The 24,676-nt window shown below is 65.7% G+C and carries 17 protein-coding genes; 6 read left to right on the top strand and 11 right to left on the bottom strand.

Translation table 11 applies throughout. The features are described from left to right. Nucleotides 1–15: 15 nt before the first annotated feature. Genes addB through trxA form a run of 3 tightly spaced genes read left to right on the top strand, consistent with a single transcriptional unit; the run spans nucleotide 16 to nucleotide 6,806 of the window. Nucleotides 16–2,985, top strand: a complete 2,970-nt coding sequence (addB, locus tag JNM03_RS05675) for a double-strand break repair protein AddB (protein WP_294035141.1) — start codon at nucleotides 16–18, stop codon at nucleotides 2,983–2,985. Then, on the top strand, nucleotides 2,985–6,452 hold the full coding sequence (addA, locus tag JNM03_RS05670; RefSeq protein WP_294035139.1) for a double-strand break repair helicase AddA: 3,468 nt from the start codon (nucleotides 2,985–2,987) through the stop codon (nucleotides 6,450–6,452). Before addB ends, addA begins: the two co-directional genes overlap by 1 nt. A 33-nt stretch (nucleotides 6,453–6,485) precedes the next feature. Beyond that, nucleotides 6,486–6,806, top strand: a complete 321-nt coding sequence (trxA, locus tag JNM03_RS05665; RefSeq protein WP_294035137.1) for a thioredoxin TrxA — start codon at nucleotides 6,486–6,488, stop codon at nucleotides 6,804–6,806. Between the two features lie 56 nt (nucleotides 6,807–6,862). On the opposite strand, the gene argJ is transcribed toward trxA, so the two are convergent. From argJ to JNM03_RS05645, 4 genes are all read right to left on the bottom strand, one after another. Further along, nucleotides 6,863–8,089 (bottom strand): bifunctional glutamate N-acetyltransferase/amino-acid acetyltransferase ArgJ, encoded by a 1,227-nt coding sequence (gene argJ / locus JNM03_RS05660; RefSeq protein WP_294035136.1) that lies wholly within the window; start codon nucleotides 8,087–8,089, stop codon nucleotides 6,863–6,865. A gap of 201 nt (nucleotides 8,090–8,290) precedes the next feature. Next, nucleotides 8,291–9,727 carry an aldehyde dehydrogenase family protein gene (locus JNM03_RS05655; RefSeq protein WP_294035134.1) on the bottom strand — a complete coding sequence of 479 codons (1,437 nt, stop codon included), beginning with the start codon at nucleotides 9,725–9,727 and terminating at the stop codon, nucleotides 8,291–8,293. A 95-nt stretch (nucleotides 9,728–9,822) separates the two neighbouring features. Beyond that, nucleotides 9,823–11,133, bottom strand: a complete 1,311-nt coding sequence (locus JNM03_RS05650) for a M20/M25/M40 family metallo-hydrolase (protein WP_294035132.1) — start codon at nucleotides 11,131–11,133, stop codon at nucleotides 9,823–9,825. Between the two features lie 294 nt (nucleotides 11,134–11,427). Further along, nucleotides 11,428–11,949, bottom strand: coding sequence for a hypothetical protein (locus JNM03_RS05645; protein ID WP_294035130.1), 522 nt, complete (start codon nucleotides 11,947–11,949; stop codon nucleotides 11,428–11,430). Nucleotides 11,950–12,101: 152 nt separating this feature from the next. On the opposite strand from JNM03_RS05645, the gene JNM03_RS05640 reads away from it, so the two are divergent. Next, nucleotides 12,102–12,314 (top strand): helix-turn-helix transcriptional regulator, encoded by a 213-nt coding sequence (locus tag JNM03_RS05640; RefSeq protein WP_294035128.1) that lies wholly within the window; start codon nucleotides 12,102–12,104, stop codon nucleotides 12,312–12,314. A gap of 5 nt (nucleotides 12,315–12,319) precedes the next feature. Further along, complete coding sequence (locus JNM03_RS05635; RefSeq protein WP_294035126.1) at nucleotides 12,320–12,970, top strand: hypothetical protein; 651 nt, start codon at nucleotides 12,320–12,322, stop codon at nucleotides 12,968–12,970. A gap of 60 nt (nucleotides 12,971–13,030) precedes the next feature. Here JNM03_RS05635 and glnA read toward each other — a convergent pair whose 3' ends face one another. The 7 genes from glnA to JNM03_RS05600 form a co-directional block, all read right to left on the bottom strand. Beyond that, nucleotides 13,031–14,443, bottom strand: a complete 1,413-nt coding sequence (glnA, locus tag JNM03_RS05630) for a type I glutamate--ammonia ligase (RefSeq protein WP_294035124.1) — start codon at nucleotides 14,441–14,443, stop codon at nucleotides 13,031–13,033. Nucleotides 14,444–14,518: 75 nt separating this feature from the next. Further along, a complete protein-coding gene (locus tag JNM03_RS05625; protein WP_037518110.1) occupies nucleotides 14,519–14,857 on the bottom strand; it encodes a P-II family nitrogen regulator in 339 nt (112 codons plus the stop codon). Nucleotides 14,858–15,221: 364 nt separating this feature from the next. Then, nucleotides 15,222–17,408, bottom strand: a complete 2,187-nt coding sequence (locus JNM03_RS05620; RefSeq protein WP_294035122.1) for a PQQ-dependent dehydrogenase, methanol/ethanol family — start codon at nucleotides 17,406–17,408, stop codon at nucleotides 15,222–15,224. A gap of 157 nt (nucleotides 17,409–17,565) precedes the next feature. Continuing rightward, the gene (map, locus tag JNM03_RS05615; protein ID WP_294035120.1) at nucleotides 17,566–18,405 is read right to left on the bottom strand and encodes a type I methionyl aminopeptidase; all 840 of its coding nucleotides are present in this window, start codon (nucleotides 18,403–18,405) and stop codon (nucleotides 17,566–17,568) included. Nucleotides 18,406–18,551: 146 nt separating this feature from the next. Next, a complete protein-coding gene (gene clpA, locus JNM03_RS05610; RefSeq protein ID WP_294035347.1) occupies nucleotides 18,552–20,888 on the bottom strand; it encodes an ATP-dependent Clp protease ATP-binding subunit ClpA in 2,337 nt (778 codons plus the stop codon). Between the two features lie 174 nt (nucleotides 20,889–21,062). Next, entirely contained in the window at nucleotides 21,063–23,231 is a 2,169-nt protein-coding gene (locus JNM03_RS05605; RefSeq protein WP_294035118.1) for an EAL domain-containing protein, read from the bottom strand. A gap of 109 nt (nucleotides 23,232–23,340) precedes the next feature. Continuing rightward, nucleotides 23,341–23,538, bottom strand: a complete 198-nt coding sequence (locus tag JNM03_RS05600) for a DUF1192 domain-containing protein (protein ID WP_294035116.1) — start codon at nucleotides 23,536–23,538, stop codon at nucleotides 23,341–23,343. Between the two features lie 121 nt (nucleotides 23,539–23,659). Between JNM03_RS05600 and JNM03_RS05595 the strand changes: the two genes are divergently transcribed. Continuing rightward, nucleotides 23,660–24,664 (top strand): NAD(P)H-quinone oxidoreductase, encoded by a 1,005-nt coding sequence (locus JNM03_RS05595; RefSeq protein WP_294035115.1) that lies wholly within the window; start codon nucleotides 23,660–23,662, stop codon nucleotides 24,662–24,664. Nucleotides 24,665–24,676 lie beyond the last annotated feature (12 nt).

Genomic DNA, 24,676 nt, shown 5'->3' with positions numbered 1-24,676 from the left:
GACAAGGGGAGCGCAATGACCGCGGCTGGCCGCCCCACCCTTTATTCCATCCCGGTCCACCGGGCGTTCGCCGATGCCCTCGTCGCCGGACTGATCGATCGCTATGCCGACGGCGCGCTGGGGCTCGCCGAGGGCCTGATCCTGTTGCCGAGCAATCGCGCGCGGAGTGCGATGCAGGCCGCGTTCGTGCGGGCGGGGGGGGCAGGGCTGCTGATGCCGCGGTTGGCGGTGATCGGCGACGCCGACCTGGACGAGAGTGTCGCGATCGCGCTCGATGCCATTGACGACGATCCGATTCCGCCGGCGATCGAACCGTTGCGGCGGCGCCTTCTGCTCGCCGAACTGATCGAGCGGTATACGCCGGAGGGCGAGGCGGTCATTGCCGGCGCGGCGGCGTTCCAGCTTGCCGACGGGCTGGCACGGGTGATCGACCAGCTCCACTATGAGGAGGTGCGGGTGGCGGCCCTTGTCGACCTCGATCTTGGCGCCTTTGCCGGGCATTGGCAGGCGTCGCTGGGGCGACTGCGACTGCTGGTCGACCATTGGCCCGCGATGCTGGCGCGGATCGGCCGTATCGACCGTGCGGACCGGCGTAACCGGTTGCTGGACCGTGTGACCGCGGGGTGGCGTACGGCCCCACCGGCGCGGTTTGTCGTCGCGGCGGGCATCACCACCGCGGCGCCCGCCATCGCGCGGCTGCTGCGCTGCGTCGCCGACATGGAGCGGGGGATGGTCGTGCTGCCCGGGCTCGATCGGGTGATGACGACTGCGGAATGGGATGCGCTCGGCCCAACCCGGCCCGATCCGGAACATTCCGGGCGGCCGCTGGAGACGCATCCACAATATCATCTGAAGCTGCTCATCGACCGGATGGATACGAGCCGTGACGAAGTGGTCGAATGGGATGCGGCGTCGCCGTTCGATGGGCCTGCAGCGCGGACGCCTTTCGTCTCGCTGTTGTTCGCGCCCGCCGACTATACCGCACAGTGGCAGGCGGCCGGCGATCTGTCGGCCGCGACCGCAGGCCTGTCCGGCGCGGTCTTTGCCGACGACGGGCAGGAGGCGCAGGGGATCGCGCTTCTGATGCGCCATGCCGTCGAGACGCCGGGTTGTACCGCCGCCCTCGTCACACCCGACCGTGGCCTGGCCGAGCGCGTCGCTGCGGCGCTCGCGCGGTGGGGGATTTCGGTCGACGACAGTGCGGGACAGCCGCTGTCGCGGACGCCGCCGGGCGCGCTGCTGCTATTGCTCGCCCGATTGGCGGCGGGTTTCGATGCGGTCGCGCTGGTGTCACTGCTCGGGCATCCGCTGGTCCGGAGCGGCGAAGGGCGAACGGCCTGGCTCGACCAACTGCGGCAGCTTGACCTGGCCCTGCGCGAGCCGGGGTTGACGCCGGGATGGGACGGCGTGACCGCGCGCCTTTCACAGCGTGCCGCCGATCCGAAGGCGCGCGGCCATGCTCGTGCGCTGGAACTGCAGCCATGGTGGGAAGAGGTTGCGGGTGCGCTTGGCGTAGCGCTTGCCCCGTTCGCCGGCCCCGCCCCGCCCGCGGCCTTGTTGTCGGCGTTGCAAGCCGGTGTCGAGTGGCTGACGGGCGAGGCGGTATGGGCGGGCCCCGCGGGACGGATGCTCTCCGAACTGTTCGACCAGTGGGCGCTGGCCGGCAGCGATGGCCCGGCGCTTGTCGATCCCGCCGACTTTCCGGACATGCTGGGACAATTGCTCGCGCAAGCGAGCGTGCGCCCGCCCTATGGCGGCCACCCACGGCTGTTCATCTGGGGGCTGCTCGAAGCGCGGCTGCAGCGGGCCGACCTGATGATTCTGGGCGGTCTGGACGAAGGGCGCTGGCCCGCCGCGACGCAACCCGATCCCTGGCTTGCGCCGGGCATCCGGCGGTTGCTTGGCCTGCCCGCGCCCGAACGGCAGCAGGGGATGGCCGCGCATGATTTCGCCAGCGCGCTCGCGGCGCGCGAGATCGTCGTGACGCGCGCCTTGCGGAGCGGCGGCGACCCCGCCGTGGCGTCGCGTTTCTGGCTCCGGCTTGCGGCGCTGGCTGGCGATCTTCCCGAGCCGGAACCGGACGGCGTGGCGCTGACGCGGCTCGCGGCGGAGCTCGACGTGCCGCCCGGTCGCGCGCAGCCGGCCGCCAAGCCTGCACCAAGGCCGCCCACGGGCGACCGTCCACGCAAGATCAGCGTCACCGGGGTTGACCGGCTCGCGCGCGATCCCTTTGCCTTTTATGCCGATCGGATGCTGGGCCTGTCGGCGCTCGACCCGCCGAGCGCCGCGCCCGATCCGCGCTGGCGCGGCACGCGCGTGCACCGATTGTTCGAAGATTGGGTGCGCGCCGGCGCGACGCGCGACGGGTTCGAGGTCGCGCTTTCCGCGCTCCGCGACGACGCCGCGCTCGATGCGATCGCGCGGGCGTTCTGGTTGCCCCGGATCGAACCCGCGCTGCGCTGGGCGGCGGCGCAGGTGTGGGACCGCGAGGACCGCAAGCCGGTCGATGTCGAGGTGAAGGGCGAATATGTCGCTGGCGGCCTGACGCTGCACGGCAAGGCCGATCGCATCGACCGCGACGGCGAGGGACGGCTGGCGATCGTCGATTACAAGTCGGGCGGCGCGCCGAGCGCGAAGGCGGCGTTCGACAAGCTCGACAACCAGCTTGGCCTGCTCGGGCTGATCGCGCGTGAAGGCGGGATGAACGGGATTGCGGCGGCGCCGGTCGAGGCGCTCGAATATTGGAGCCTGCGCCCCGATCGCCGCGCGGACGGGGCGGGTAGGATTTCGAACACCTATGGGTCGCGCAGCGATCTCAAGAGTGCCGAAGCGGCGATCGACCATGCCGCTGAGGCCCTGTCGGAACTGGCGGCGCTCTACCTGTTCGGCGATGCGCCCTTCGCGCCCGGCGAGGGCGCGGGCTATGGCGACTATGATCAGTTGATGCGCCGCGACGAATGGTTCGGGCGCGGGGAGGGCGAGTGATGGTAAAGCCCAACGGCCTCGCGACACTCGACCCACGACAGGGCGCCGCCGCCGATCCCGACAGTCACGTCTGGCTTGGCGCGTCGGCGGGAACCGGCAAGACGCAGGTGCTGTCCGCGCGCGTGTTGCGGCTGATGCTTGACGGCGTGCCGCCCGAGGCGATTCTCTGCATCACCTTCACCAAGGCGGGCGCGGCCGAGATGGCGCACCGCATCCACGAGCGGCTCGCCGCGTGGGTGCGGATGGATGACGGCGATTTGCGGCTCGACCTCCGCGCGCTTGGACTCGATTGGGAGCGGCCGGGGCTGATCGTGCGTGCGCGGTCGCTGTTCGCGACCGTGATCGACAGTCCCGGTGGTGCGATTCGGGTGCAGACGATCCACAGCTTTTGCCAGACGTTGCTCGCAAGTTTCCCGCTCGAAGCGAAGCTGCTCCCCGGTTTTCGCGCGATTGAGGAGGATGAGGCGACGACGTTGCAGCGGCAGGTGCTCGGCGACCTGCTCGAACGCGGAGACGATCGGGCTGCGCTGCGGGAAACGGCATCGATGCTGTCGCGTCGGCTGGGGCAAGAGGCGGCGCTGGCGTTCCTGTCGAGCTGCACGGCGGTGTTCGGCGGAGCGCGTGCCGCGCTGCCGCCGACCGCGCATGATTTGCGCGTCGCGTTCGACCTGCCGACGGGCGATCCCGATGCCTGGATAGCGGCCGAACTCGCGGCCGGGGCAGTTGCCGACGACGATATCCGCGCCGTCGCGACGAGCGGCGCGAACTGGGGAACGAAGACCGGGCTTGCCTGTTCGGATGTCATGGTCGGCTGGCTGATCGCCGACGCGGCCGCGCGCGGGGCGATGCTGGACGAACTGCTGGGCTGCTTCCTGACCGGAAAGGGCGATCTGCGCGCCGACTTCGGGGGCGACAAGGGCAGGATGACCGACAGCGTCGACAGCGCGGTACGGATCGTCGCGGCGGCAGAGCGACTGCTGGGCATCGGGGCTGCGATGCGCGTCGCCGACGATCTGGCGGCGGGATGGAAGCTCGGGAGCCGCTTCGCCGAAGGTTATTCGCTAGCGAAGCGCGAGCGGGGGCTGGCCGATTTCGACGACCTGATTTCGCTCGCCGGGTCGCTGCTGCGGGTCAGCAGCTTCGGCGAATGGGTGCGATTCAAGCTCGACCAGCGCACCGACCATATTCTGGTCGATGAGGCGCAGGACACGAACATGCGCCAGTGGGGCATCGTGCTGTCGATGGCAGAAGAATTCTTCGCCGGCATTGGCGCGAAGGACGATCGCGTCCGGACGCTCTTTACCGTCGGCGACCGCAAGCAGGCGATTTTCGGCTTCCAGGGGACCGAGCCCAAGGCTTTTGCGACGGCGCGCGACATGTTCCATGCGATGGGAGAGATTGGCGGGCAACCGTTTCGGCAGGTCGATCTTGTGTCCAACTACCGCTCGACGCCGGCGGTGCTGTCGGTCGTCGACGCCTGGCTGGCGGCGGGCGGGGCGGAGGCGATGGGCCTTGAGGGCGGGGAGCCGCCGCATCGCCCCTTCCGCTCGAACCATGCAGGACAGGTCGAGCTTTGGCAGCCGCTGCCCGTCGGCAAGGCGCTCGATGCCGAGGCCGACGAGGGCGATGAAGGGGAGGGCGATGGCAGCGCCCCCGCTTCCGACCCTGCCTCGATGCGGCTGGCGAAGGCCATCGCGGGCGAGGTGCAGGAGTGGATCGCCCATGGCAAGGACGGTCGGCCCGTTGCGCCGGGCGACATCATGATCCTGGTGCGGCGGCGCCGCGACCTGGCGGCGCGGATCGTTGCGCGATTGCAGGCGCTGCATGTCCCCGTCGCGGGGGTCGATCGCTTTGCACTGACGCAGCCGCTGGCGGTGCAGGATCTGATCGCGGCGATGCGCTTCGCCGTCCAGCCGCTCGACGACCTCAATCTTGCCGCGCTGCTCGTCTCGCCCTTGATCGGCTGGACGCAGGGCGAGTTGTACGATCGCACGCATACGCGGGGCCGTGCGCCCTTGTGGGAGCATCTGCGGGCGACCGGGGACGATGGTCCGGCCGCGACGATGGCGGCGCTGCGCCACCTGCTCGGCATGGCCGACTTTACGACGCCCTTCCGCTTTCTGGAGACGGTGCTGTCGGGACCGATCGACGGTCGGCGCAAGCTTTATGCGCGGCTGGGGCGCGAGGCGCGCGACCCGATCGACGAACTGCTCCATCAGGCGCTGGCCTTTGAACAGCGTGAAACGGTGTCGCTGCTTGGCTTCCTGACGCAGGTTTCGGCGAGCGCGGCGGACATCAAGCGGCAGACCGAGGCGCGCAGCGACGTCGTCCGTGTGATGACGGTGCACGGATCGAAGGGTCTGCAGGCGCCGATCGTGATCCTCGCCGACGCCACCGACGATGCCTCGATCGGTCATCGGCCGTTCAGCGTCGATGTCGCCGCGTGGGAGAAGCTGCCGGTCTTCGCCGTGCCCGCCGACGAACGGCACGGGGCGCTGGCCGACGCGCATGCCGCTGCTGCATTGGCGGCGGCGCAGGAACATTGGCGTCTCTTTTACGTCGCGATGACGCGCGCCGAGGAAATCCTCGTCGTTGCTGGGGTGACGAAGAAAGCCGATCGCTCGATCCCCGAGGGAAGTTGGCACGCGGCGGTTGAGAGCGTGCTGTCGGATATGGGCAGTGAATGGGAGACGGCGGGGCCGATGTGGGGGCAGCGCCGCATCCATCGCGCCAATGCCGGTAAATGGGCCAGAAAGGACAAGGCGGCGAAGGTCGCCGCGCCCGTGTTCGTGCCGCCGGAATGGGCCTTGAAAGCGGCGCCCGAGGAAGCGCGCCCGCCGCGCCCGCTCGCGCCGTCGGCGCTGGGCGAGGATGATGTCGCGGCGGCACCGCAGGGTGCGGCGCATGTGCAGGCGGTCGAGCGCGGACTGTTGCTCCACGCCCTGTTCGAACGATTGCCCCCGGTTGCGGCCGGAAAGCGGCGCGAAGCGGGGTCGCGCTGGCTCGCGGCGCAGGCTCCGACGCTCAGCGAAGCGGGGCGCGCAGCGATGATCGACGAGGTGCTGGGCGTGCTGGACGACCCCGCGCATGCGGCGCTGTTCGGCCCCGGTTCGCTTGCAGAGGTGCCGCTGTCGGCGGTGGTCGATGGCATGGTCGTCGCGGGGATCGTCGACCGGCTGCTGGTCGCGGCGGATGCGGTGACGGTGATCGATTACAAGACCGGTCGGCATGTCCCGGAAAGCGCCGAGACGGTCCAGCCGGCGTACCTGCGGCAGATGGCGGCCTATCGCGATGCGCTGGCGGCGATTTTCCCTGGCAAGCGCATCGAGGCGGTGCTGCTCTATACCGCCGCGCCGCGGCTGATCCGCCTCGATGATGCGTTGCTCGATGTCCACAAGCCCGGCTTGCTGGCAACGAAGGCGAATTTGCCGGGTTCTGCCCTTGAGCCGAAGGCTTCAACATCTTAGCTTGGGGTCAAGCGAGTTTCAGGAGTTCAGATCATGGGTACCAAGGCCATTACCGACGCCAGCTTTCAGGCCGATGTCATCGACAGCGACACCCCCGTCCTCGTTGATTTCTGGGCCGAATGGTGCGGTCCGTGCAAGATGATCGGCCCGTCGCTCGAAGAAATCTCGGATGAACTTGCCGGCAAGGTCGTCATCGCCAAGATCAATATCGACGAAAATCCCGATGCGCCGAGCAAATATGGCGTGCGTGGCATCCCCACGATGATCCTGTTCAAAAACGGCGAGATTGCCGAAACCAAGGTTGGCGCGGCGCCGAAAAGCGCGCTCAAGGGCTGGCTCGAAGGCGCTCTCTGACATCCGGCCTGCGGTCTCCCCGGCCGTCGCCGGGGAGATGATTTGCGTGTGGGTTTTCAGCTCCGATAATCGGCGTTGATGCTGATGTAGCCGTGCGTCAGGTCGCAGGTCCACACCGTCGCGCGGCCGTCGCCAAGGCCGAGGTCGGCGCCGACGCGGATGTCCTGTCCCTTGAGATGCGCGGCGACCGGCGCTTCGTCGTAGCCGTCGACCGGCAGGCCGTCCTTCGCGACCCAATGATCGCCGAAGCGGATCGCGAGCCGGTCGCGGTCGGCGGGTTCACCGGCCTTGCCCACCGCCATGACGACGCGGCCCCAATTGGCGTCCTCGCCCGCGATCGCGGTCTTGACCAACGGCGAGTTGGCGATGGACAGCGCAACGCGCCTGGCACTGTTGTCGCTGGTCGCGCCGGCAACCTGCACCTCGATGAATTTCGACGCGCCCTCGCCGTCGCGCACGACCTGATGCGCAAGGTCGAGCGCGACTTCGCGGATTGCGGCGTAGAGCGCGTCGGCACCCGGATCGTCGCGCGTGACGAGCGGCGGGTTGCCGGCCTTGCCGGTGGCGAAGAGCAGCACCGTGTCGCTGGTCGATGTGTCGCTGTCGACGGTGATGCTGTTGAAGCTGCCGCTCGTCGCCTCGCTCAGCAGTTCCTGCAGCAGCGCGGGCGTGACCGTGGCGTCGGTGAAGATATAGCCGAGCATCGTCGCCATGTCGGGGGCGATCATGCCCGATCCCTTGACGATCCCCGCGACCTGGACGGTCGTGCCGCCGACGATCGCGCGCGCGGTCGATCCCTTGGCGAAGGTGTCGGTGGTGCAGATGGTTTCGGCTGCGGCTTCCCACGAACAGGGTTCGGCAGTCAGCGCGGCTTCGACTCCCGCGCGGGCCTTGTCCTTGGGCAGCGGTACGCCGATCACGCCCGTCGAGCTGACGAAAACCTCGCTTGCATCGCAGCCGAGATGGCCGGCGACCTGTTCCATGATCTGTTCGACTGCTTCGCGACCGCGATAGCCGGTGAAGGCGTTGCTGTTGCCGGCGTTGACGATCAGCGCGCGACCGACGCCCTGCTTGATCTGTGCGCGGCCCAGTTCGACTTCGGATGAACAGCAGATGTTGCGCGTGAAGACGCCCGCAACTGTCGTGCCGGGCGCCAGCTCGACATAGGTGAGGTCGCAGCGGTCCCAATCCTTGTACCGCGCGCGCGCCACGCGGAGCGTCACCCCGGCTATGTCGGGGAGGGCCGGAAATGAGTCGGGGGCGAGCGGCGAGCGGGTGGTCATGCGAGGGCGCATAATCGCTATCGGTCCAAAGCAAAACCCCTCCCGCTTGCGGGAGGGGAATGATCCTCCCTGTCGCGAAGCGATGGGGAGGTGGCAGTCGCGTAGCGACTGACGGAGGGGCGAATAACGCAGCCCCTCCACTACCCGCTACGCGGGTGGTCCCCCTCCCCATGACCTTCGGTCACAGGGAGGATTTGGGTGTCAGGCCGGAATCCCGCTGATCGACTTCACTTCCATGAAGTCCTTGAGGCCGAACACGCCGCCTTCGCGGCCATTGCCCGACGCCTTGTAACCGCCGAATGCCGCACCGGGGCCGGGGCCCCATGCGTTGACCGCGACCATGCCGGCGCGCAGCCTGGGTGCGACTTCGGCCGCCTTTGCGGGGTCGCCCGAAACGACGGCCGACAGACCATATTCGGTGTCGTTGGCGATATCGACCGCCTGTTCGAGCGTGTCATAGGCCATGATCGTCGCGACCGGGCCGAACACCTCTTCCTTGGCGATGCGCATGTCGGGGGTGACGCCCGAGAAGACCGTCGGCTTGATATAATAGCCGCGATTGACGTTCGAGGGCAGGCCGGTGCCGCCGGTTTCCAGCGTCGCGCCCTCGTCGATCGCCGATTGGATCAGGCCCTGGATCTTGTCGAACTGCGCCTTGTTGACGACGGGGCCGATATGGCCACCCTCGGCCTGCGGATCACCCACCGAGGTGCCATCGAACATCGCCTTGATGACGCCGACGGCCTCGGCTTCGCGGTCCTTGTGGACAAGAATGCGCGTCGGCGCGATGCAGCTCTGGCCGGTGTTGACCAGCACGCCCTGCACCGTCGGTGGCAGCACCGCGGCGAAATCGGCGTCGGGCAGGACGATGTTCGGCGACTTGCCGCCGAGTTCCTGATGGACGCGCTTCACGGTGTCAGCGGCCGCCTTGGCGACAAGGATGCCGGCGCGGGTCGATCCGGTGAAGCTTACCATTTCGATGCCCGGATGCGCGCTGATCGCATTGCCGACGGTCGGGCCGTCGCCCTGCACGAGATTGAAGACGCCGGGAGGTACGCCGGCAGCGTCGAGAATTTCGGCGAAGATCACGGCATTGCCGGGGCATTCTTCCGACGGTTTCAGCACCATCGTGTTACCGGCGGCCAGCGCCGGCGCGACCTTCAGCGCGATCTGGTTGAGCGGCCAGTTCCACGGCGTGATCATGCCGACGACGCCGATCGGTTCATAGGCGATCATGCCCGCGGCATATTTTTCGGTGAAACTGAAATCCTTGAGCGCGGCGATCGTCCCGAGGAACCCGCCGATGCCGGCACCGACCTGCGCGGTGCCCGCAAAGCTGACCGGCGCGCCCATTTCGCTCGCCATCGATTTGGCAAGGTCGGCGCCGCGCTTCTTATATTCCTCGACGATGCGGTTCAGAAGGTCGAGGCGCTCCTCACGGGTGGTCTGCGAAAAGGTCTTGAAGGCTTCCTTTGCCGCGGCGACGGCAGCATCGACATCGGCCGCGGTGCCGAGCACGACGGTCGAGGCAGCCTCTTCGGTCGCGGGATTGATGACGTCGTGAAGCCTGCCGCCCTTCGAATCGACCCATTGGCCGCCGATGTAGTTCTGCTTCAGGTGGGTTTCGGTGTCGCTCATCGTCATTCTCCCAATCGCGGTGAATCCGTCTCGGATTGCTACCTAATCACTGTGGCGTATGAATCAAGGAAAGGCCAACTGCCAATTCAGGCAGCTCAGCGCTTTTCAGCAGAAAGGCGTGACATCAGGATGGCAGCGCGGGTGGCCTGCCGTGCGATGCTGGGGATATCGACCGCTTCGCCCGGTGCATGGTCGCCGGTGCTGTAGGGCCCGAGTCCGACGAGGCCGGCGACATCCGCGGCAACGAAACTGATGTCGCCCGCGCCGCGCTTCAGCGGGTCGAGCGCCGCCATTTCGGCCAGCCCGAGATCGCGATTCACTCCGTTGAGCTTGGCCAGCAGCGCGCGGTTGCCGTCGGTCGGCGCCATCGGCGGATAGCCGCCGGGGTCGAAGCTGATCCTGGCGTCGGTCCCCGGCGCGTGGTTTGCAACGATCGCGGTCATCTTTGCCTTCACGCGCACAATCTGCTCGGGTGAAAGCGCGCGCAGGTCGCCGCGCGCGATGGCGATCGCGGGGATGATATTCGTCTTGCCGTTCGCGGTGGCGCGAATGCCGCCCGCGTCGAGTTCGGCCTGCTGGCCGCCAGCGATCAGGCCAACGTTGAAGGTGAGATTGGGTTCGGGAAGCTCGGTTCGGAACTGGTGGATGATGCGCGTCAGTTCATAGATCGCGCCTTCGCCCGCAGCCGCGCTGAAGATGCCCGAGCTGTGGCTGGCCTTGCCTGTCGCGGTGACGGTCCAGCTATCCGACGAACGCCGCGCGATTGACCCCATGTCAGCCCCCGCATCGCGCACCAGTCCCTCGAAATCGAGCGCGACGTCGCTGCGCCTGCCAGCGGCGATCAGGTCGGCACGCGCCTTTTCAATCGGCGTACCCGAATCTTCCTCGTCGCCGGTCATGTGGATTTCGATGTTTGCCCCCTTGAGCGTTCCCGCAGCCTGCATCGCGCGCAGGGCGGCAACGATCACGACCATTCCGCCCTTGTCGTCCCCGGCACCGGGCCCTTCGCCCATGTCGCCTTTTCGCGTGAACGTCTGGAACGGCGAGTCGGGTTCGAACACCGTATCGAGATGGGCGATCAGGAGCAGGCGCTTGGCGCCGGGTTTTCCGCTGTGGGTCGCGATCAGATGACCGGCGCGGCCGGTATCGGTCATCGGCTTCCATTCGACCTTGAAACCCAGCGGTTCAAGTTCGGCACGCATCATCTGGCCGACCTTTTCCACGCCCGCGAGGTTGAGCGAGCCGCTGTTCTGGTTGACCAGCCGTTCGAGGAGGGCGAGGCTGCGGCCCTGCTCGGCATCGACCGTTTTCGCCATTTTCGCCTCGGCGGGACTGAGCTTCGCGGCCGCGGCGGGCGCAAGCGCGAGCTGAAAGGCGATCAGGGCGGCAAACGGCAACGATTTCATGGGGGAACTCCTCTGGACGCTCCCTTGTGGCGCGTGGGACGCGCGGGGGCAAGCGGTCAGCCGGCCCGCACCATGAAGATATCGCCATTGATGCTGACAAGAAAAAGATTGCCGGCGCTGTCCTCGCCAAAGGACGCGATCGAGCTCAGCGTTCCGACATCGGGCGCGAAATCCTCGTTGCGCCGTGCGAAGCGGGAGGAGGGCGCCGCCCGATAGGTCCGAAACGAAGTCAGCGAATATAGCCTCGGCAGGAGCCTGTAACCCGGAACCGCCTATGTCCCTAGGGTTCTGACCCTAGGTGGATTCCTTAACCTCCTTGAAGTCGTCGAGCTTGTTCAGGGCGTCGCGGGCCAGCGCGTGCAGTTTGACGGTGTTCACGGCCATCCCTTCGGCATCGTGGCCGGTCAGATCGTCGATCGTGAAGGCGACGCGCGTCTTGTCCGGTTCCAGTTCCTCGAAGGTGAATTTCAGCCCGGTTTGCAAGGCGCCGTCGTCGACGCTGTAGACGATGTGCGTTTCGCGGGGGATTTCCATCGTCACCGCAAGCTTGATCTTCTGCGCTTCGGGGCGCTCCTTCGGGGCCAGCAGGTTCCAGCGCGGATCGTTTCGTTCGAGGACCAGTTCGTACAGCCGGTTCGAGCCGCCGTTCGTGACGAGCGGGATGTCACGGAACATCGCGCCGTCGGTCCCGAACATTTTCTTGAACACCTCCTCGCGCGGCGCCGCGACGGTCTTTGTCTGGCTCACCAGTTCGACCATGTCGCCGCAGCCGCCGAAGAAGAAGGCGGCAACGATCACAAACAGGTTCCGCAGCATGACAATCCCCCGCAATGGTCGCGCCATTCTAGGGCAGGCGGTTTACCAAAGCGTCAATGTTGCGCCTGCATCGCGCCTGCCGACCTGTAAAGAGTATTTGACAGGGCAGCGTCATGCCTGTAAAGAATGTTTTACAGGATGGAGAGCGGTCGTTGGAAAATCGGGTGCGCGATCACCGCGAGCGGGCGGGCTGGAGCCAGGGCGAACTGGCGCGCCGGCTCGGTGTTTCGCGCCAGACGATCAACGCCGTCGAAACCGACAAATATGACCCCAGCCTCCCGCTCGCGCTCCGCATGGCGCAATTGTTCGGGCTGGAGGTGCGTGAGCTGTTTATCGACCATTGGCTGCCGGAGGGCGAAGGATGACCGTGATGACGCAGGACAACACCACGAAATGGAAACAATCCTTGATCCGCATGATCGCGGGCGGCGTGGTCGGAATGGCCGCCGCCGCCGCGATGCTGGGCCTGATGGGCGGCGGATTGATCGACGCGATGGGGCCATCGCGGGTCGCGCTTGCGGCGGTTGGGCTCATCTATTGCCTGATGGCGGCGCTGGTCGGGTTCGGGTTGGCGGCGCCACGCGCCGGCGCGCAGTTGCTCAACGTCGCCGACGCCGATGAGTTGCGCGAGGAACGGTCGGGCATGCTGCTGTCGGTCGTGACCATGGGCGGGATCGGGATCGTGCTGATCCTTCTCGCGCTGGCGCGTACGCCGGATTTCGCAGCGGGCCTCATACCCGCGGCCGGCGCGATGGCGGTGTTGGTGCTGGTGATCGCAGGGGGCGTGATCGCGAGCTGGCGCTGGCGCGGCCGGTTCGACGAACTGAACTGGCAACTGGCGCTGGAAGGATGTCTGTGGTCCTTCACCCTGAGCTGGGTCGGGCTGACGATCTGGGCGGCGGCCGATTTCCTCGGTTTCGGGCTGGTGCTGACGCCGATCGACGTTGTCACCGCGCTCTCCGCGCTGATGCTTGCCGGGTCCTTCCTGGCGATCGGGCGGCGGGGGATGCTTCAGCGTTGAACGTGAAAAGGCGTCCGATCCCCCCAGACCGGACGCCCCCCTTGTAGCGCCTTCCAGTGGTCAGGCGCTGTAGTACATATCGAATTCGACCGGGCTCGGCGTCTGTTCAAAGCGATAGACTTCGTCCCACTTCAGTTCGACATAGGCTTCGATCTGGTCTTTCGAGAAAACGTCGCCCTTGAGCAGGAAGTCATGGTCCGCGAGCAGCGAGTCGAGCGCTTCGCGCAAGCTGCCGCAAACGGTCGGGACTTCGGCCAGTTCCTCGGGCGGCAGATCGTACAGATTCTTGTCCATCGCGTCGCCGGGGTGGATCTTGTTCTGGATGCCGTCGAGGCCCGCCATCAGCAGCGCCGAATAGCAGAGATAGGGGTTTGCCATCGCGTCGGGGAAACGGAACTCGACACGCTTTGCCTTGGCGCCCGCGCCATAAGGGATGCGGCACGAGGCCGAACGGTTGCGGCTTGAGTAAGCGAGGAGCACCGGCGCTTCGAAGCCGGGGACAAGACGCTTGTAGCTGTTCGTCGTCGGGTTGGTGAAGGCGTTCAGCGCCTTGGCATGCTTGACGACGCCGCCGATGAAATAGAGGCACATGTCCGAAAGGCCGGCATAGCCGTTGCCGGCGAACAGCGGCTTGCCCTTTTCCCATATCGAGATGTGGGTGTGCATACCGCTGCCGTTGTCGTCCTTGATCGGTTTCGGCATGAAGGTCGCGGTCTTGCCATAGGCATGCGCGACCTGGTGCACGACATATTTGTAGATCTGCATGCGGTCTGCGGTTTCGGTCAGCGTGCCGAAGGTCAGGCCGAGTTCGTGCTGCGCGGCGGCGACCTCATGGTGATGCTTGTCGCAGGGCAGGCCCATTTCGAGCATGGTCGAAACCATCTCGGCGCGGATGTCGACGGCGCTGTCGACCGGGGCGACGGGGAAGTAGCCGCCCTTGGCGCGCGGACGGTGGGCGAGGTTGCCGCCTTCATAGGCGCGGCCGGTGTTGGTCGGCAGCTCGATGTCGTCGATCTCGAAGCCCGACTTGTTGTAGCCGGTTTCGAACCGCGCGTCGTCGAACATGAAGAATTCGGCTTCGGGGCCGACATAGACGGTGTCGCCGATGCCGGTCGAGGCGACATAGGCCTCGGCGCGCTTGGCTGTCGTGCGCGGGTCGCGGGCGTAGCCTTCGCCGGTCGACGGTTCGACGATGTCGCAGAAGATCACGAGCATCGGGGTCGCCGAGAAAGGATCGTCATAGACGGCGTCGAGGTCGGGCTTCAGGATCATGTCCGACTCGTTGATCGCCTTCCAGCCTTCGATCGACGAGCCGTCGAACATCAGACCGTCCTCGAGTTCGTCCTCACCGAGGATCGAGGCCACCATGGTCAGGTGCTGCCACTTGCCCTTGGGGTCGGTGAAACGCAGATCGACCCACTCGATGTCGTTTTCCTTGATCCGCGCGATGATATCCTTGGGCTTCGTAGCCATGGCAGAGACTTCCTTCTTGCGATGATGACCGGCTCGCGCCGGGGTCTGGTTGAACAGGATGGAGAGCGGACGCGCTTACAGGGCGTCCTCGTTGCGTTCGCCGGTGCGGATGCGGAGGGCCGTTTCGACCGGGATCACGAAAATCTTGCCGTCGCCGATTCGGCCGGTCTGGGCCGCCGCCGCGATCGCCTCGACCACACGTTCGGCCATCGAATCCTCGACGATGACTTCCAGCTTCACCTTGGGCAGGAAATCGACGACATATTCGGCGCCACGATACAGTTCGGTGTGGCCTTTTTGCCGACCGAAGCCCTTGGCCTCAGTCACGGTGATGCCGCTGACGCCGACTTCGTGCAGGGCTTCCTTCACTTCGTCGAGTTTGAACGGCTTGATGATCGCCTCAATCTTCTTCACGCGCCTTGTCCCCCACTGGGTCTGTCTCTGTGCTCGCAGGGAAAGCCGGATCAGGCCAGCCTGGTCCGGTTCGCTCCTCATGAGTCGCTGCGAGGCGTCGTCATCTTGCACCAATCAAGACCCGTGCCAATTGGCGAATCGCGTGCTTTCGCGAAGATTCGAGGCGGGGCAGGACGGGCTTGCTCAAGGGGTAGGCAACGAGGTGGTTTCTCTGCCTAAATTATGGGCATGAACGGCGAGGGTCATTCCATCTTGCGGTGGGCAAGGGCGCGAAGGCGCGATCTTGTTCGTGCCTTTGCGTGACAAAATCCTGTCCAATCCCCTCCGCAATTTTCATCGGTTGCGGAGAGGGGCGGGACTGGTCCTACCGCCCAACCGGCGGCGCGGTGTCGGCGAGGTTGGCCTTGGTCCAGTTCGACCGGTCGATGACATAGGCGCGGACGGCCTCGACATCGGCGGGGGTGAGGACGCGCGCGAAGCTCACCATACCGCGATCCTTGAGCGCGCCGTCCAGGATCACCGCCTTCCATGCGTCGGCGCTGGTGAGCGCGCCGGAGACGCGAAGGTCGGGGGTGAAGCCGTTGCCGATCGCGCTGTCGCCATGACAGACGATGCAATAGCGTCCGAAATGCGCCTTGCCGGCGGCAATCTGTTGCGGCGTGCCGAACTGCGGCGGCGGGTTCCACGCCAGCGTGGTCGTCGCCGGGGGGGCAGGAAGCTTCGCCGTTCCGCCGACCTTGAGCACAACGAGGCGCGGCAGGTTGGGCAGCTTGCGCGTCACCCCGCCCGCGACCCCGGCGACCAGCGGGAAGGCACCGCCCTTGCCCGTCTGGAAGGCGACATACTGGACCCCGCCGACGCGGAAGGTCGAGGGTGCGCTGACGATCCCCGACTGCATGTCGAGGTCGAGCAATTGCTTGCCGGTGTCGGCGGCATAGGCGCGGAAGCGGCCGGTGCTCGTTCCCTGAAAGACGAGATTGCCCGCCGTCGTCATCGTGCCGCCGTTCCACGCGGCGGGATAGTCGATGCCCCACGCGACCTTGCCCGTGCGCGGATCGAAGGCGACGAGGCGGCCCGTGGTCGCGGCGATCGCGGCCTTGAACGCCGCCTTGTCGTCGGGGAGCATCGTCTTGTCGAGCGACGTGCCGACGTTGAAGCCCAGCACCTTGCGCTTGTCGAGCTCGCTCATGTCCTGAAGATAGCCCTGCGGTATCTGCTGCGCGGGAATATAGAGGAGGCCCGTCGCGGGATTGTAGCTCATCGGATGCCAGTTATGCGCGCCGAGCGCGCCGGGGATCGCAATGAACGGCTTGCCGGTCTTGTAGAAGCGCGATTCGGGATTTTCGATCGGGCGGCCCGTCGCCATGTCGTAGCCGGTCGCCCAGTTGATCCCGTCGACGAACGGCTTCGCGTCGATCAGCTTGCCGTTGGTGCGATCGAGGGTGAAGAAGAAGCCGTTCTTCGGCGCATGGTACAGCACCTTGGTCGGTTTGCCGTTCACCGCCTGCTCGGCGAGGATGATCGGCTGGGTCGCGGTATAATCCCACGTCTCGCCAGGGGTTTCCTGATAGTGCCACTTGTATTTTCCGGTCGTCGCATCGAGCGCGACCACCGAGGAGAGGAACCAGTTGTCGCCTTCGCCGTTCGAGCGTTCGCCATGGTTCCATGGATTGCCGTTGCCGACGCCAAGGTAGATCTGGTCGAGATCCTTGTCGTAGACGATGGCGTCCCACACGGTGCCGCCGCCGCCCGATACCTTCCATTCGCCCTTGTCGGACCATGTCGCGTTGCCCTTCGACGCGAAGATATCGTCGCTGGCCGCACCGTCCTTCCGCTTTTCCGGGTTCGGGGCGGTGTAGAAGCGCCAGCGCTCCTTGCCGGTGTCGGCGTCGTACGCGGTGACATAGCCGCGCACGCCGAACTCGGCGCCGCCATTGCCGATCAGCACCATGTCCTTCACCACGCGCGGGGCGCCGGTGATCGTGTAGGGTTTCGAGGTGTCGAAGGTCTGCGTTGACCACAATTCCTTGCCGGTCTTGCGGTCGAGGGCGATCAGCCGGCCGTCGAGCGCGCCGACGAAGACCTTGTCGCCCCACACCGCAACGCCGCGGTTGACGACGTCGCAGCAGGCGCTGACCGCACGCTCGCCGGGCACCTTGGGATCGAAGCTCCAGAGCTTCTTGCCGGTCGCGGCGTCCCATGCGTCGACCTTCGACCAGGCGTGGCTGACATAGAGCGTGCCGTCGACGACGACGGGCGTCGCCTCCTGCCCTCGCGCATCCTCGAGATCGGCGAACCAGGCGAGGCCAAGCTGGCCCACATTCTTGTCGTTGATATCGGTGAGCGGGCTGAAGCGCTGTTCGTCATAGCTGTAGCCGATGCCGGCCCAGTTATCGCCGTTGCCGCCGGTCTTGAGCAGGGCCTCGCTGGCCTTTTCCGCCTCGTCGAGCGATCCGCCCCCCGAGATGCTGTCATTCTTCGATGCGTTGCACGCCGCCAGTGCCAGTGCCGCGCAGCCCAAGAGCGCGACCGAAAAGACCCGTTTCGCCATCCCATTCTCTCCCACGCCTATGCTTGACGTTAACGTCAAGACTGCGCCCGAAGAGAGCGCGGTGCAAGCGGGAAAATGGGGGGAGCGGCGAGAGGTTAGATCGCTTGCATCGCGCAATAGTCACCCGGCCTTCGCCGGGATGACGAATTGGCGGGGATCAGTTCCAAGGCGGCGCGTTCAGGCCCTTGGGGCTGGCGGTGAAAATCTCGCATCCCGTCTCGGTGATGCCGATGCTATGTTCAAACTGCGCCGAGAGGCTGCGGTCGCGGGTCACCGCGGTCCAGCCGTCGGCAAGCATTTTCACCGCATATTTGCCGGTGTTGATCATCGGTTCGATCGTGAAGAACATGCCGGGCCGCAGTTCGGGCCCGGTGCCGGGGCGGCCGGCATGGACGACTTCCGGCGCGTCGTGGAACATCTGGCCAAGGCCGTGGCCGCAGAAATCGCGAACGACCGAATAGCGGTGACGCTCTGCGTGGTTCTGGATCGCGTGCGCGACGTCGCCCATGCGATTGCCCGGCTTCGCCTGCTCGATACCGAGCATCAGGCATTCGTACGTAACCTCGACCAGCCGCTTCGCCTTGATCGGCACGTCGCCGACCAGGTACATCCGGCTGGTGTCGCCGTGCCAGCCGTCGATGATCGTCGTGACGTCGATGTTGACGATATCGCCTTCACGCACGGGCCGGTCGTCGGGGATGCCGTGGCAGACGACATGGTTGATGCTGGTACAGCAGCTATGCGTGAAACCGCGATAGCCGAGCGTCGCCGGAATGCCGCCGCCGTCGAGCATCATCTGCCGGACGAGGTCGTCGATCGCCGCCGTCGTCACCCCGGGCTGGACGAAGGGCACAAGTGCGTCGAGGATTTCCGCCGACAGCCGGCCCGCCTTGCGCATCCCGGCAAAGCCCGCCTCGTCATGCAGCTTGATCGTGCCGTCGCGGACGCGGGCAGGGGCGGCCGCATCGTCGGCGGTTACAGAGACATAATCGTACATGGCGAAGGATATAGGCGATATGGCGCCGAAATGCGAGGGCCGTAAGCGTAACTCGTCATCCCGGCGAAGGCCGGGATCTCAAGCAGGCGTCGAAACGCGGTGTCGAGATCCCGGCCTTCGCCGGGATGACGTGATTATCAGGTCGCTTACTCCGCCGCTTTCTCCGGCTTGGCCTTCGCCTTGCCCTTGCCCGCCTTCGGCGCCGCCGGCGTGATTTCAAAAGTCAGCGGGTTGCCCACCTTGGCATCTTCGCCTTCCTTCAGCTTCACCTTGACCTCGCCGCCGTGGACCAGCTTGCCGAAGAGCAGTTCCTCGGCGAGTGGCTGCTTGATCTTTTCCTGGATCAGGCGGCCCATCGGACGCGCGCCATACAGCTTGTCATAGCCCTTCGACGTGAGCCATTCGCGGGCACCGTCGTCGAGCTGGATGTGGACGTTGCGGTCGGCAAGCTGCAATTCCAGTTGCAGGATGAACTTGTCGACGACGCGGGTCACCACCTCGGGCGGCAGATAGCCGAAGGGAACGATCGCATCGAGGCGGTTGCGGAATTCGGGGGTGAACATGCGTTTCACCGCCTCTTCCTGCACATCCTCGCGCGTCGATTTGCCAAAGCCGATCGACTCGCGCGCCATGTCGCTGGCGCCCGCATTGGTCGTCATGATCAGGATGACGTTGCGGAAGTCGACCGTCTTGCCGTGGTGGTCGGTCAGGCGGCCGTTGTCCATCACCTGAAGCAGGATGTTGAACAGGTCGGGATGCGCCTTTTCGATCTCGTCGAGCAACAGCACGCAATGCGGATTCTGGTCGATCGCATCGGTCAGCAGACCGCCCTGATCGTAACCGACATAGCCCGGCGGGGCGCCAATCAGGCGGCTGACCGAATGGCGTTCCATATATTCGGACATGTCGAACCGCTGGAGCGGGATGCCCATGATCGACGCGAGCTGCTTCGCAACCTCGGTCTTGCCGACGCCGGTCGGACCCGAGAAGAGATAGTTGCCGATCGGCTTTTCGGGATCGCGCAGGCCCGCGCGCGACAGCTTGATCGCCGACGACAGCACCTCGATGGCGGTGTTCTGGCCAAAGACGACGCGCTTCAGGTCGGTCTCCAGCCCTTCCAGCACCTTCTTGTCGTCGCTCGACACCGATTTGGGCGGGATCCGCGCCATCGTCGCGATGACCGCCTCGATCTCTTTCGCGGTGATCGTCTTGCGGCGCTTCGACGGCGGCACCAGCATCTGCATCGCGCCGACCTCGTCGATCACGTCGATCGCCTTGTCGGGCAGCTTGCGGTCGTTGATGTACCGCGCCGACAGTTCCACCGCCGCGTTGATCGCGTCGCTGGTGTATTTCACATTGTGATGGCTCTCGAACGCTTCGCGCAGCCCGGCGAGGATCTTTTTCGTGTCTTCCAGCGTCGGCTCGATCACGTCGATCTTCTGGAACCGGCGCAGCAGTGCCCGATCCTTTTCGAAATGATTGCGGAATTCCTTGTAGGTCGTCGATCCGATGCAGCGGATGACACCGCCCGACAGCGCAGGTTTCAGCAGGTTCGACGCATCCATCGCGCCGCCGCTGGTGGCGCCGGCACCGATCACCGTGTGGATCTCGTCGATGAACAGGATCGCGTGCGGCAGGCCTTCGAGTTCGGAGACGACCTGTTTCAGCCGTTCCTCGAAATCGCCGCGATAGCGCGTGCCGGCAAGCAGCGCGCCCATGTCGAGCGAATAGATGACGGCGGGCAGCAGCACCTCGGGCACGTCGCCCTCGACGATCTTGCGCGCGAGGCCCTCGGCGATCGCGGTCTTGCCGACGCCGGGATCGCCGACATAGAGCGGGTTGTTCTTGCTGCGGCGGCAGAGGATCTGGATCGTGCGATCGACCTCGGCGCTGCGGCCGATCAGCGGGTCGACCTTGCCGCCCTTCGCCTTTTCGTTGAGATTGACGGTGAACTGGTCGAGCGCGGTTTCCTTCTTGGACTTGCCTTCGTTCTTGTCCTTCGCCTCTTCCTTTTCCTCGGGTTCGGCGGTGGGCGAGGGCTTGCCGCCCTTGCCGACGCCGTGGCTGAGGTAGGAGACCGCGTCGAGGCGGGTCAAATCCTGCTGTTGCAGGAAATAGACGGCATAGCTTTCGCGTTCGGAGAAGAGCGCGACGAGGACGTTGGCGCCCGTCACCTCATCCTTGCCCGACGACTGGACGTGCAGGATCGCGCGCTGGACGACGCGCTGGAAGCCCGACGTCGGCGACGGATCGCTATGCCCCTCGACCTTCAGGCTGTCGAGTTCGGTGTCGAGATAATGGACGACCGCCGATTGCAGGTCGTCGAGCGCGACGCCGCAGGCGCGCATCACTTCTGCGGCATGATCGTCGTCGATCAGTGCGTAGAGCAGATGTTCGAGCGTCGCATATTCATGGTGACGTTCCGAAGCGGCCTTCAGAGCGTTGTGGAGGGTCTTTTCGAGGCTTTCCGAAAAGGACGGCATGGTCATTCATCTCCTTGCGGGGACCAGGCCGGGGAGATGGCGGCCCCCTTGGAAACATAACGTGGCGATGCCGCCGCCCCACCGCAAGGGAAAAGCGGAGGCCAGCGTGAAATTACGATGACCGGATTGATTCATGGTTAACGGGAGGTTGCGAAAAGCGGGCGACCGGAGCGCTCAGCCGTTAGCGCGGCGCGGCGTCGCGCGAAGCTGTTGCTCGGCAAAGACCGCGGGCGGGACTGCCTTGCCGAAATAGTGGCCTTGTCCCTCGTCGCAACCGTTTTCGCGCAGGAATTCGGCATCCTCGATCAGCTCGATCCCTTCGGCAATGACTCCGATTCCCAGTTGACGAGCCATGTCGATCAGGCTCGTGACGATCACCCGGTCGCGCCCGGAACCGCGCGCCAGCCGCGTAAAGCTCTTGTCGATCTTGATGTGGCTGACCGGATAGTCGCGCAGCAGGTTGAGCGAGGCGAAGCCCGTTCCAAAATCATCGAATGACAGGCGAATGCCGCGATCGCGGATGGCCCCGAGCTGTTCGAGGATATTGGCTTGTCCGTGGAGAAGGATGTTTTCGGTGATTTCGAGCTCGAGCGTCTGCGGGCGAAGACCATGGCGGTCGAGTGCGTCCCGAACCTGTCTTTCGAGGTCTCCCGACCGAAACTGCGCGGCCGACAGGTTGATGCTCATCCGGAATTCGGGATCGAAGGCTTGCCAGGCGGCGGCCTGCGCGCAGGCGGCGTCGAGAACCCATCGTCCGACCGGCTCGGCGAGGACGCCGCCGTCGAGTGCCGGCAGAAATGCCGCGGGCAAGAGCAGCCCGCGTTCGGGGTGGTGCCAGCGGATGAGCGCTTCCGCCCCGACAAGCGCGCCGTCGGCAAGCCGGACTTGCGGCTGATAGAAAAGCGTGAACTGATGGCGTTCCAGTGCACGATGCAACTCTGCGTCGTACATGCGGCGGGCAACCGCTTCGGCGCGAAGGTGCGAGGTGAAGAGGCTGCTGCTGCCCCGGCCGCTGCTGCGAGCCTGAAACAAAGCGAGCTGAGCGCTGGTGATCAGTTCGTCGTGGCTTTCCCCGTGCCCGGGAGCGATGGCAACGCCGCAATTGCCGGCCAGGCGAACCTCTTGTCCGTCGACGACGATTGGCTGCGCGATCGCGGCCAGGACGGCGTCGGTCAGCCGATGAAGCCCGACCGGATTCCGCTCGTCGAGGAGGATCGCAAATACCGTCCCCCCGATCCGGGCTACCAGCCCCGGCTCAGCGACCGCCGCACGGATGCGCTCTGCGACGGTGCAGAGGACATTGTCGCCCGCATCGTGGCCAAGCGTGTTGTTGATGTCCGCAAAGCCGCCGAGGTCGGTCACGATTACCGTGGGCGCGCCTTCGACCAGGGCTTCCGACAATCGCCTGTGCAGGAGGTTGCGGTTGGGCAGGCCGGTCAGGCTGTCGTAATTGGCGAGGCGATAGAGCGCGTCATGTTCGCGCAGCTTTTCGGTCATGTCCCGGATGATCGCGCCGAAATGCATGGCGTCGCCTTCGTGCCAGCGCGACCAGTGCAGTTCGCCTGCGAACCTCTCGCCAGACCGGCGCAGTCCAGTCAGCGGGGTCGCGGCGGCGCATGGCGCGGCTCCATCCAGCACGTCGGCGATCGCGCCATGGACGAGGCCGCGATCCTCTTCGGCGATCAGCACGTCCACTGACTGGCCGATCATTTCATCGGCCGTGCGATCGAACATTTGCGTCGCGGCCCCGTTCCACGCGCTGATTCGGGCGTTGCCATCGAAACAGATGATGGCGTTCGGGGATGTCTCCGCGCTGGCTTCGAAGCGGCTCGGATGCGCTTCGGCGATGGCTTCCAGCCGCCGGAGTTCGAGTTTGTCCGAGACCATCCCGGCAAGCTGTTTCAGCCGGGCGCGGTCTTCTTCGGGGAAGGTTGCGTGCGGCTGATGGTCGAGGAGGCACAAGGCCCCCAAGGCGTGTCCCGACGGCGCCTTCAAGGCGATGCCGGCATAAAAGCGTATCGCTCCCGATAATACGGCGGGGTTATCGTGAAAGCGGGGATCGAGCGCCGTGTCCTCGACAACCATGACATCGTTCTGGTTGATCGCGTGGGCGCAGAAGCTGACGTCGCGGCCGGCTTCATAGTCGTCGATACCATAGTTGGCGGCCAGAAAGACATGATCGTCGCCGATCATGTTTACCGCGGCGGCAGGGCAGTCGAAAATGCGCACCGCCATATCGACGATAGGATCGAGGCTCGGCAGGCCCGCCTCTTCGTCGATACGATATTCGGCGAGCGCCTGAAGCCGTCCAGGCTCGTCGCTTGATCTATCCGGACATCGCACCCCTGCGCTCTCCCCTCCGAAGGCATGAGAGCAAAATCTGGTCAAGAAAATCTTAGGAATAAAATCGATTTGGAACCAGATTGGCAGTATCGAGGTGGGTCCCCCGCTTTCAGCCCTTCCGGAACAATGCTTCCGCGTTCGCCTTGAAACCGCCCGCGGCCGCCTTGTGGTTCTTCGTGCGAGCAATCTCGGCTTCCAGAACGGCGACGCGATCGTCGAGTTCCTCGATCGACAACGGGTCCAGCGATTGCTTCGTCAGCGCGGCGAGGACATCGTCGCGGCGGCGGGGAAGGTCGTCATCGTCCATGGCGTTTCCTCTCTCGCGGCTCGGGAATTACGGCGCGCGACTGTTGACCCGTGTCGCACCTCTGTCAATAAGGCGGCGCAGCCGCGTTGTGGGGACGGTCGGCCAAAGTGGGGGAATATCAGTGACTAGCCTGCCTGCGAGCATGACTGCCATCGCGATCCGCGAACCAGGCGGCCCCGATGTGCTGGTGCCCGAGGCGCGGCCGGTGCCGCAGCCGGGGCCGGGCGAGGTGCTGATCCGTGTCGCCGCGGCCGGGGTCAACCGCCCCGACGTGCTGCAGCGCATGGGCTTTTATCCGCCGCCGCCGGGCGCGTCCGACCTGCCGGGACTCGAGGTCGCGGGCACCGTGGTCGCGGTCGGTCCGGGTGGCGATCCCGAGCTTTCGGGGCAGGCGGTCTGCGCGCTGGTCGCGGGTGGCGGCTATGCCGAATATTGCCTCGCGCCGGTCGGAAGCTGTCTTCCGGTACCTGCCGGCTTTTCGATGGCCGAAGCGGCGGCGCTGCCCGAGACGGTATTCACCGTCTGGCATAATCTGTTCGAGCGCGCCTATGTCCGCGAGGGCGAGACGGTGCTGATCCATGGCGGCACCAGCGGCATCGGGACCACCGCGATCGGCCTCTGCAAGCTGTTCGGGATCAGGACGATCGTCACCTGCGGCAGCGGCGACAAATGCGCCGCGGCGACCGCGCTGGGCGCCGACCTTGCCGTCGATTATTCCGGCCAGGACTATGTCGAAGCGGTCAAGGCGTTCACCGGCGGCAAGGGCGTGAACGTCGTACTGGACATGGTCGGCGGCGACTATGTACCGCGCAACCTTGAATGCCTTGCCGACGACGGGCGGCATGTGACGATCGCGTTCCAGCGCGGCGCGAAGGTCGAGATCGATATTTCGCAGGTGATGCGCCGCCGCCTGACGCTGACCGGATCGACGCTGCGCGCGCGAAGCGCCGAATTCAAGGCGCTGCTGGCCGACGAGATCCACCGCACCCTGTGGCCGCGCCTGTCCAATGGCGGATGGAAGCCGGCGATGGACCGGAGCTTTCCGCTTGCCGAAGCGAGCGCTGCCCATGCACGCATGCAGGCCGGCGCGCATGTCGGAAAGATCGTGCTGACGATCGCCGACTGACGCGCGGGCGTT

Origin of the sequence: Sphingopyxis sp. (assembly GCF_016793825.1) — a bacterium.
Lineage (GTDB): Bacteria > Pseudomonadota > Alphaproteobacteria > Sphingomonadales > Sphingomonadaceae > Sphingopyxis.
Note: the sequence above shows the minus strand (reverse complement) of the source record. Positions and strands in the feature narration are given on the sequence as shown.

Bases quoted from the DNA above. Each gene is read 5' to 3' on its own strand.
- JNM03_RS05635 (WP_294035126.1), top strand. From the start codon at position 12,320: ATGACGCAGGACAACACCACGAAATGGAAACAATCCTTGATCCGCATG.
- JNM03_RS05600 (WP_294035116.1), bottom strand. From the start codon at position 23,538: ATGGACGATGACGACCTTCCCCGCCGCCGCGACGATGTCCTCGCCGCG.
- JNM03_RS05620 (WP_294035122.1), bottom strand. From the start codon at position 17,408: ATGGCGAAACGGGTCTTTTCGGTCGCGCTCTTGGGCTGCGCGGCACTG.
- trxA (WP_294035137.1), top strand. From the start codon at position 6,486: ATGGGTACCAAGGCCATTACCGACGCCAGCTTTCAGGCCGATGTCATC.
- JNM03_RS05645 (WP_294035130.1), bottom strand. From the start codon at position 11,949: ATGCTGCGGAACCTGTTTGTGATCGTTGCCGCCTTCTTCTTCGGCGGC.
- JNM03_RS05650 (WP_294035132.1), bottom strand. From the start codon at position 11,133: ATGAAATCGTTGCCGTTTGCCGCCCTGATCGCCTTTCAGCTCGCGCTT.
- addB (WP_294035141.1), top strand. From the start codon at position 16: ATGACCGCGGCTGGCCGCCCCACCCTTTATTCCATCCCGGTCCACCGG.
- JNM03_RS05655 (WP_294035134.1), bottom strand. From the start codon at position 9,727: ATGAGCGACACCGAAACCCACCTGAAGCAGAACTACATCGGCGGCCAA.
- map (WP_294035120.1), bottom strand. From the start codon at position 18,405: ATGTACGATTATGTCTCTGTAACCGCCGACGATGCGGCCGCCCCTGCC.
- glnA (WP_294035124.1), bottom strand. From the start codon at position 14,443: ATGGCTACGAAGCCCAAGGATATCATCGCGCGGATCAAGGAAAACGAC.
- addA (WP_294035139.1), top strand. From the start codon at position 2,985: ATGGTAAAGCCCAACGGCCTCGCGACACTCGACCCACGACAGGGCGCC.
- argJ (WP_294035136.1), bottom strand. From the start codon at position 8,089: ATGACCACCCGCTCGCCGCTCGCCCCCGACTCATTTCCGGCCCTCCCC.
- clpA (WP_294035347.1), bottom strand. From the start codon at position 20,888: ATGCCGTCCTTTTCGGAAAGCCTCGAAAAGACCCTCCACAACGCTCTG.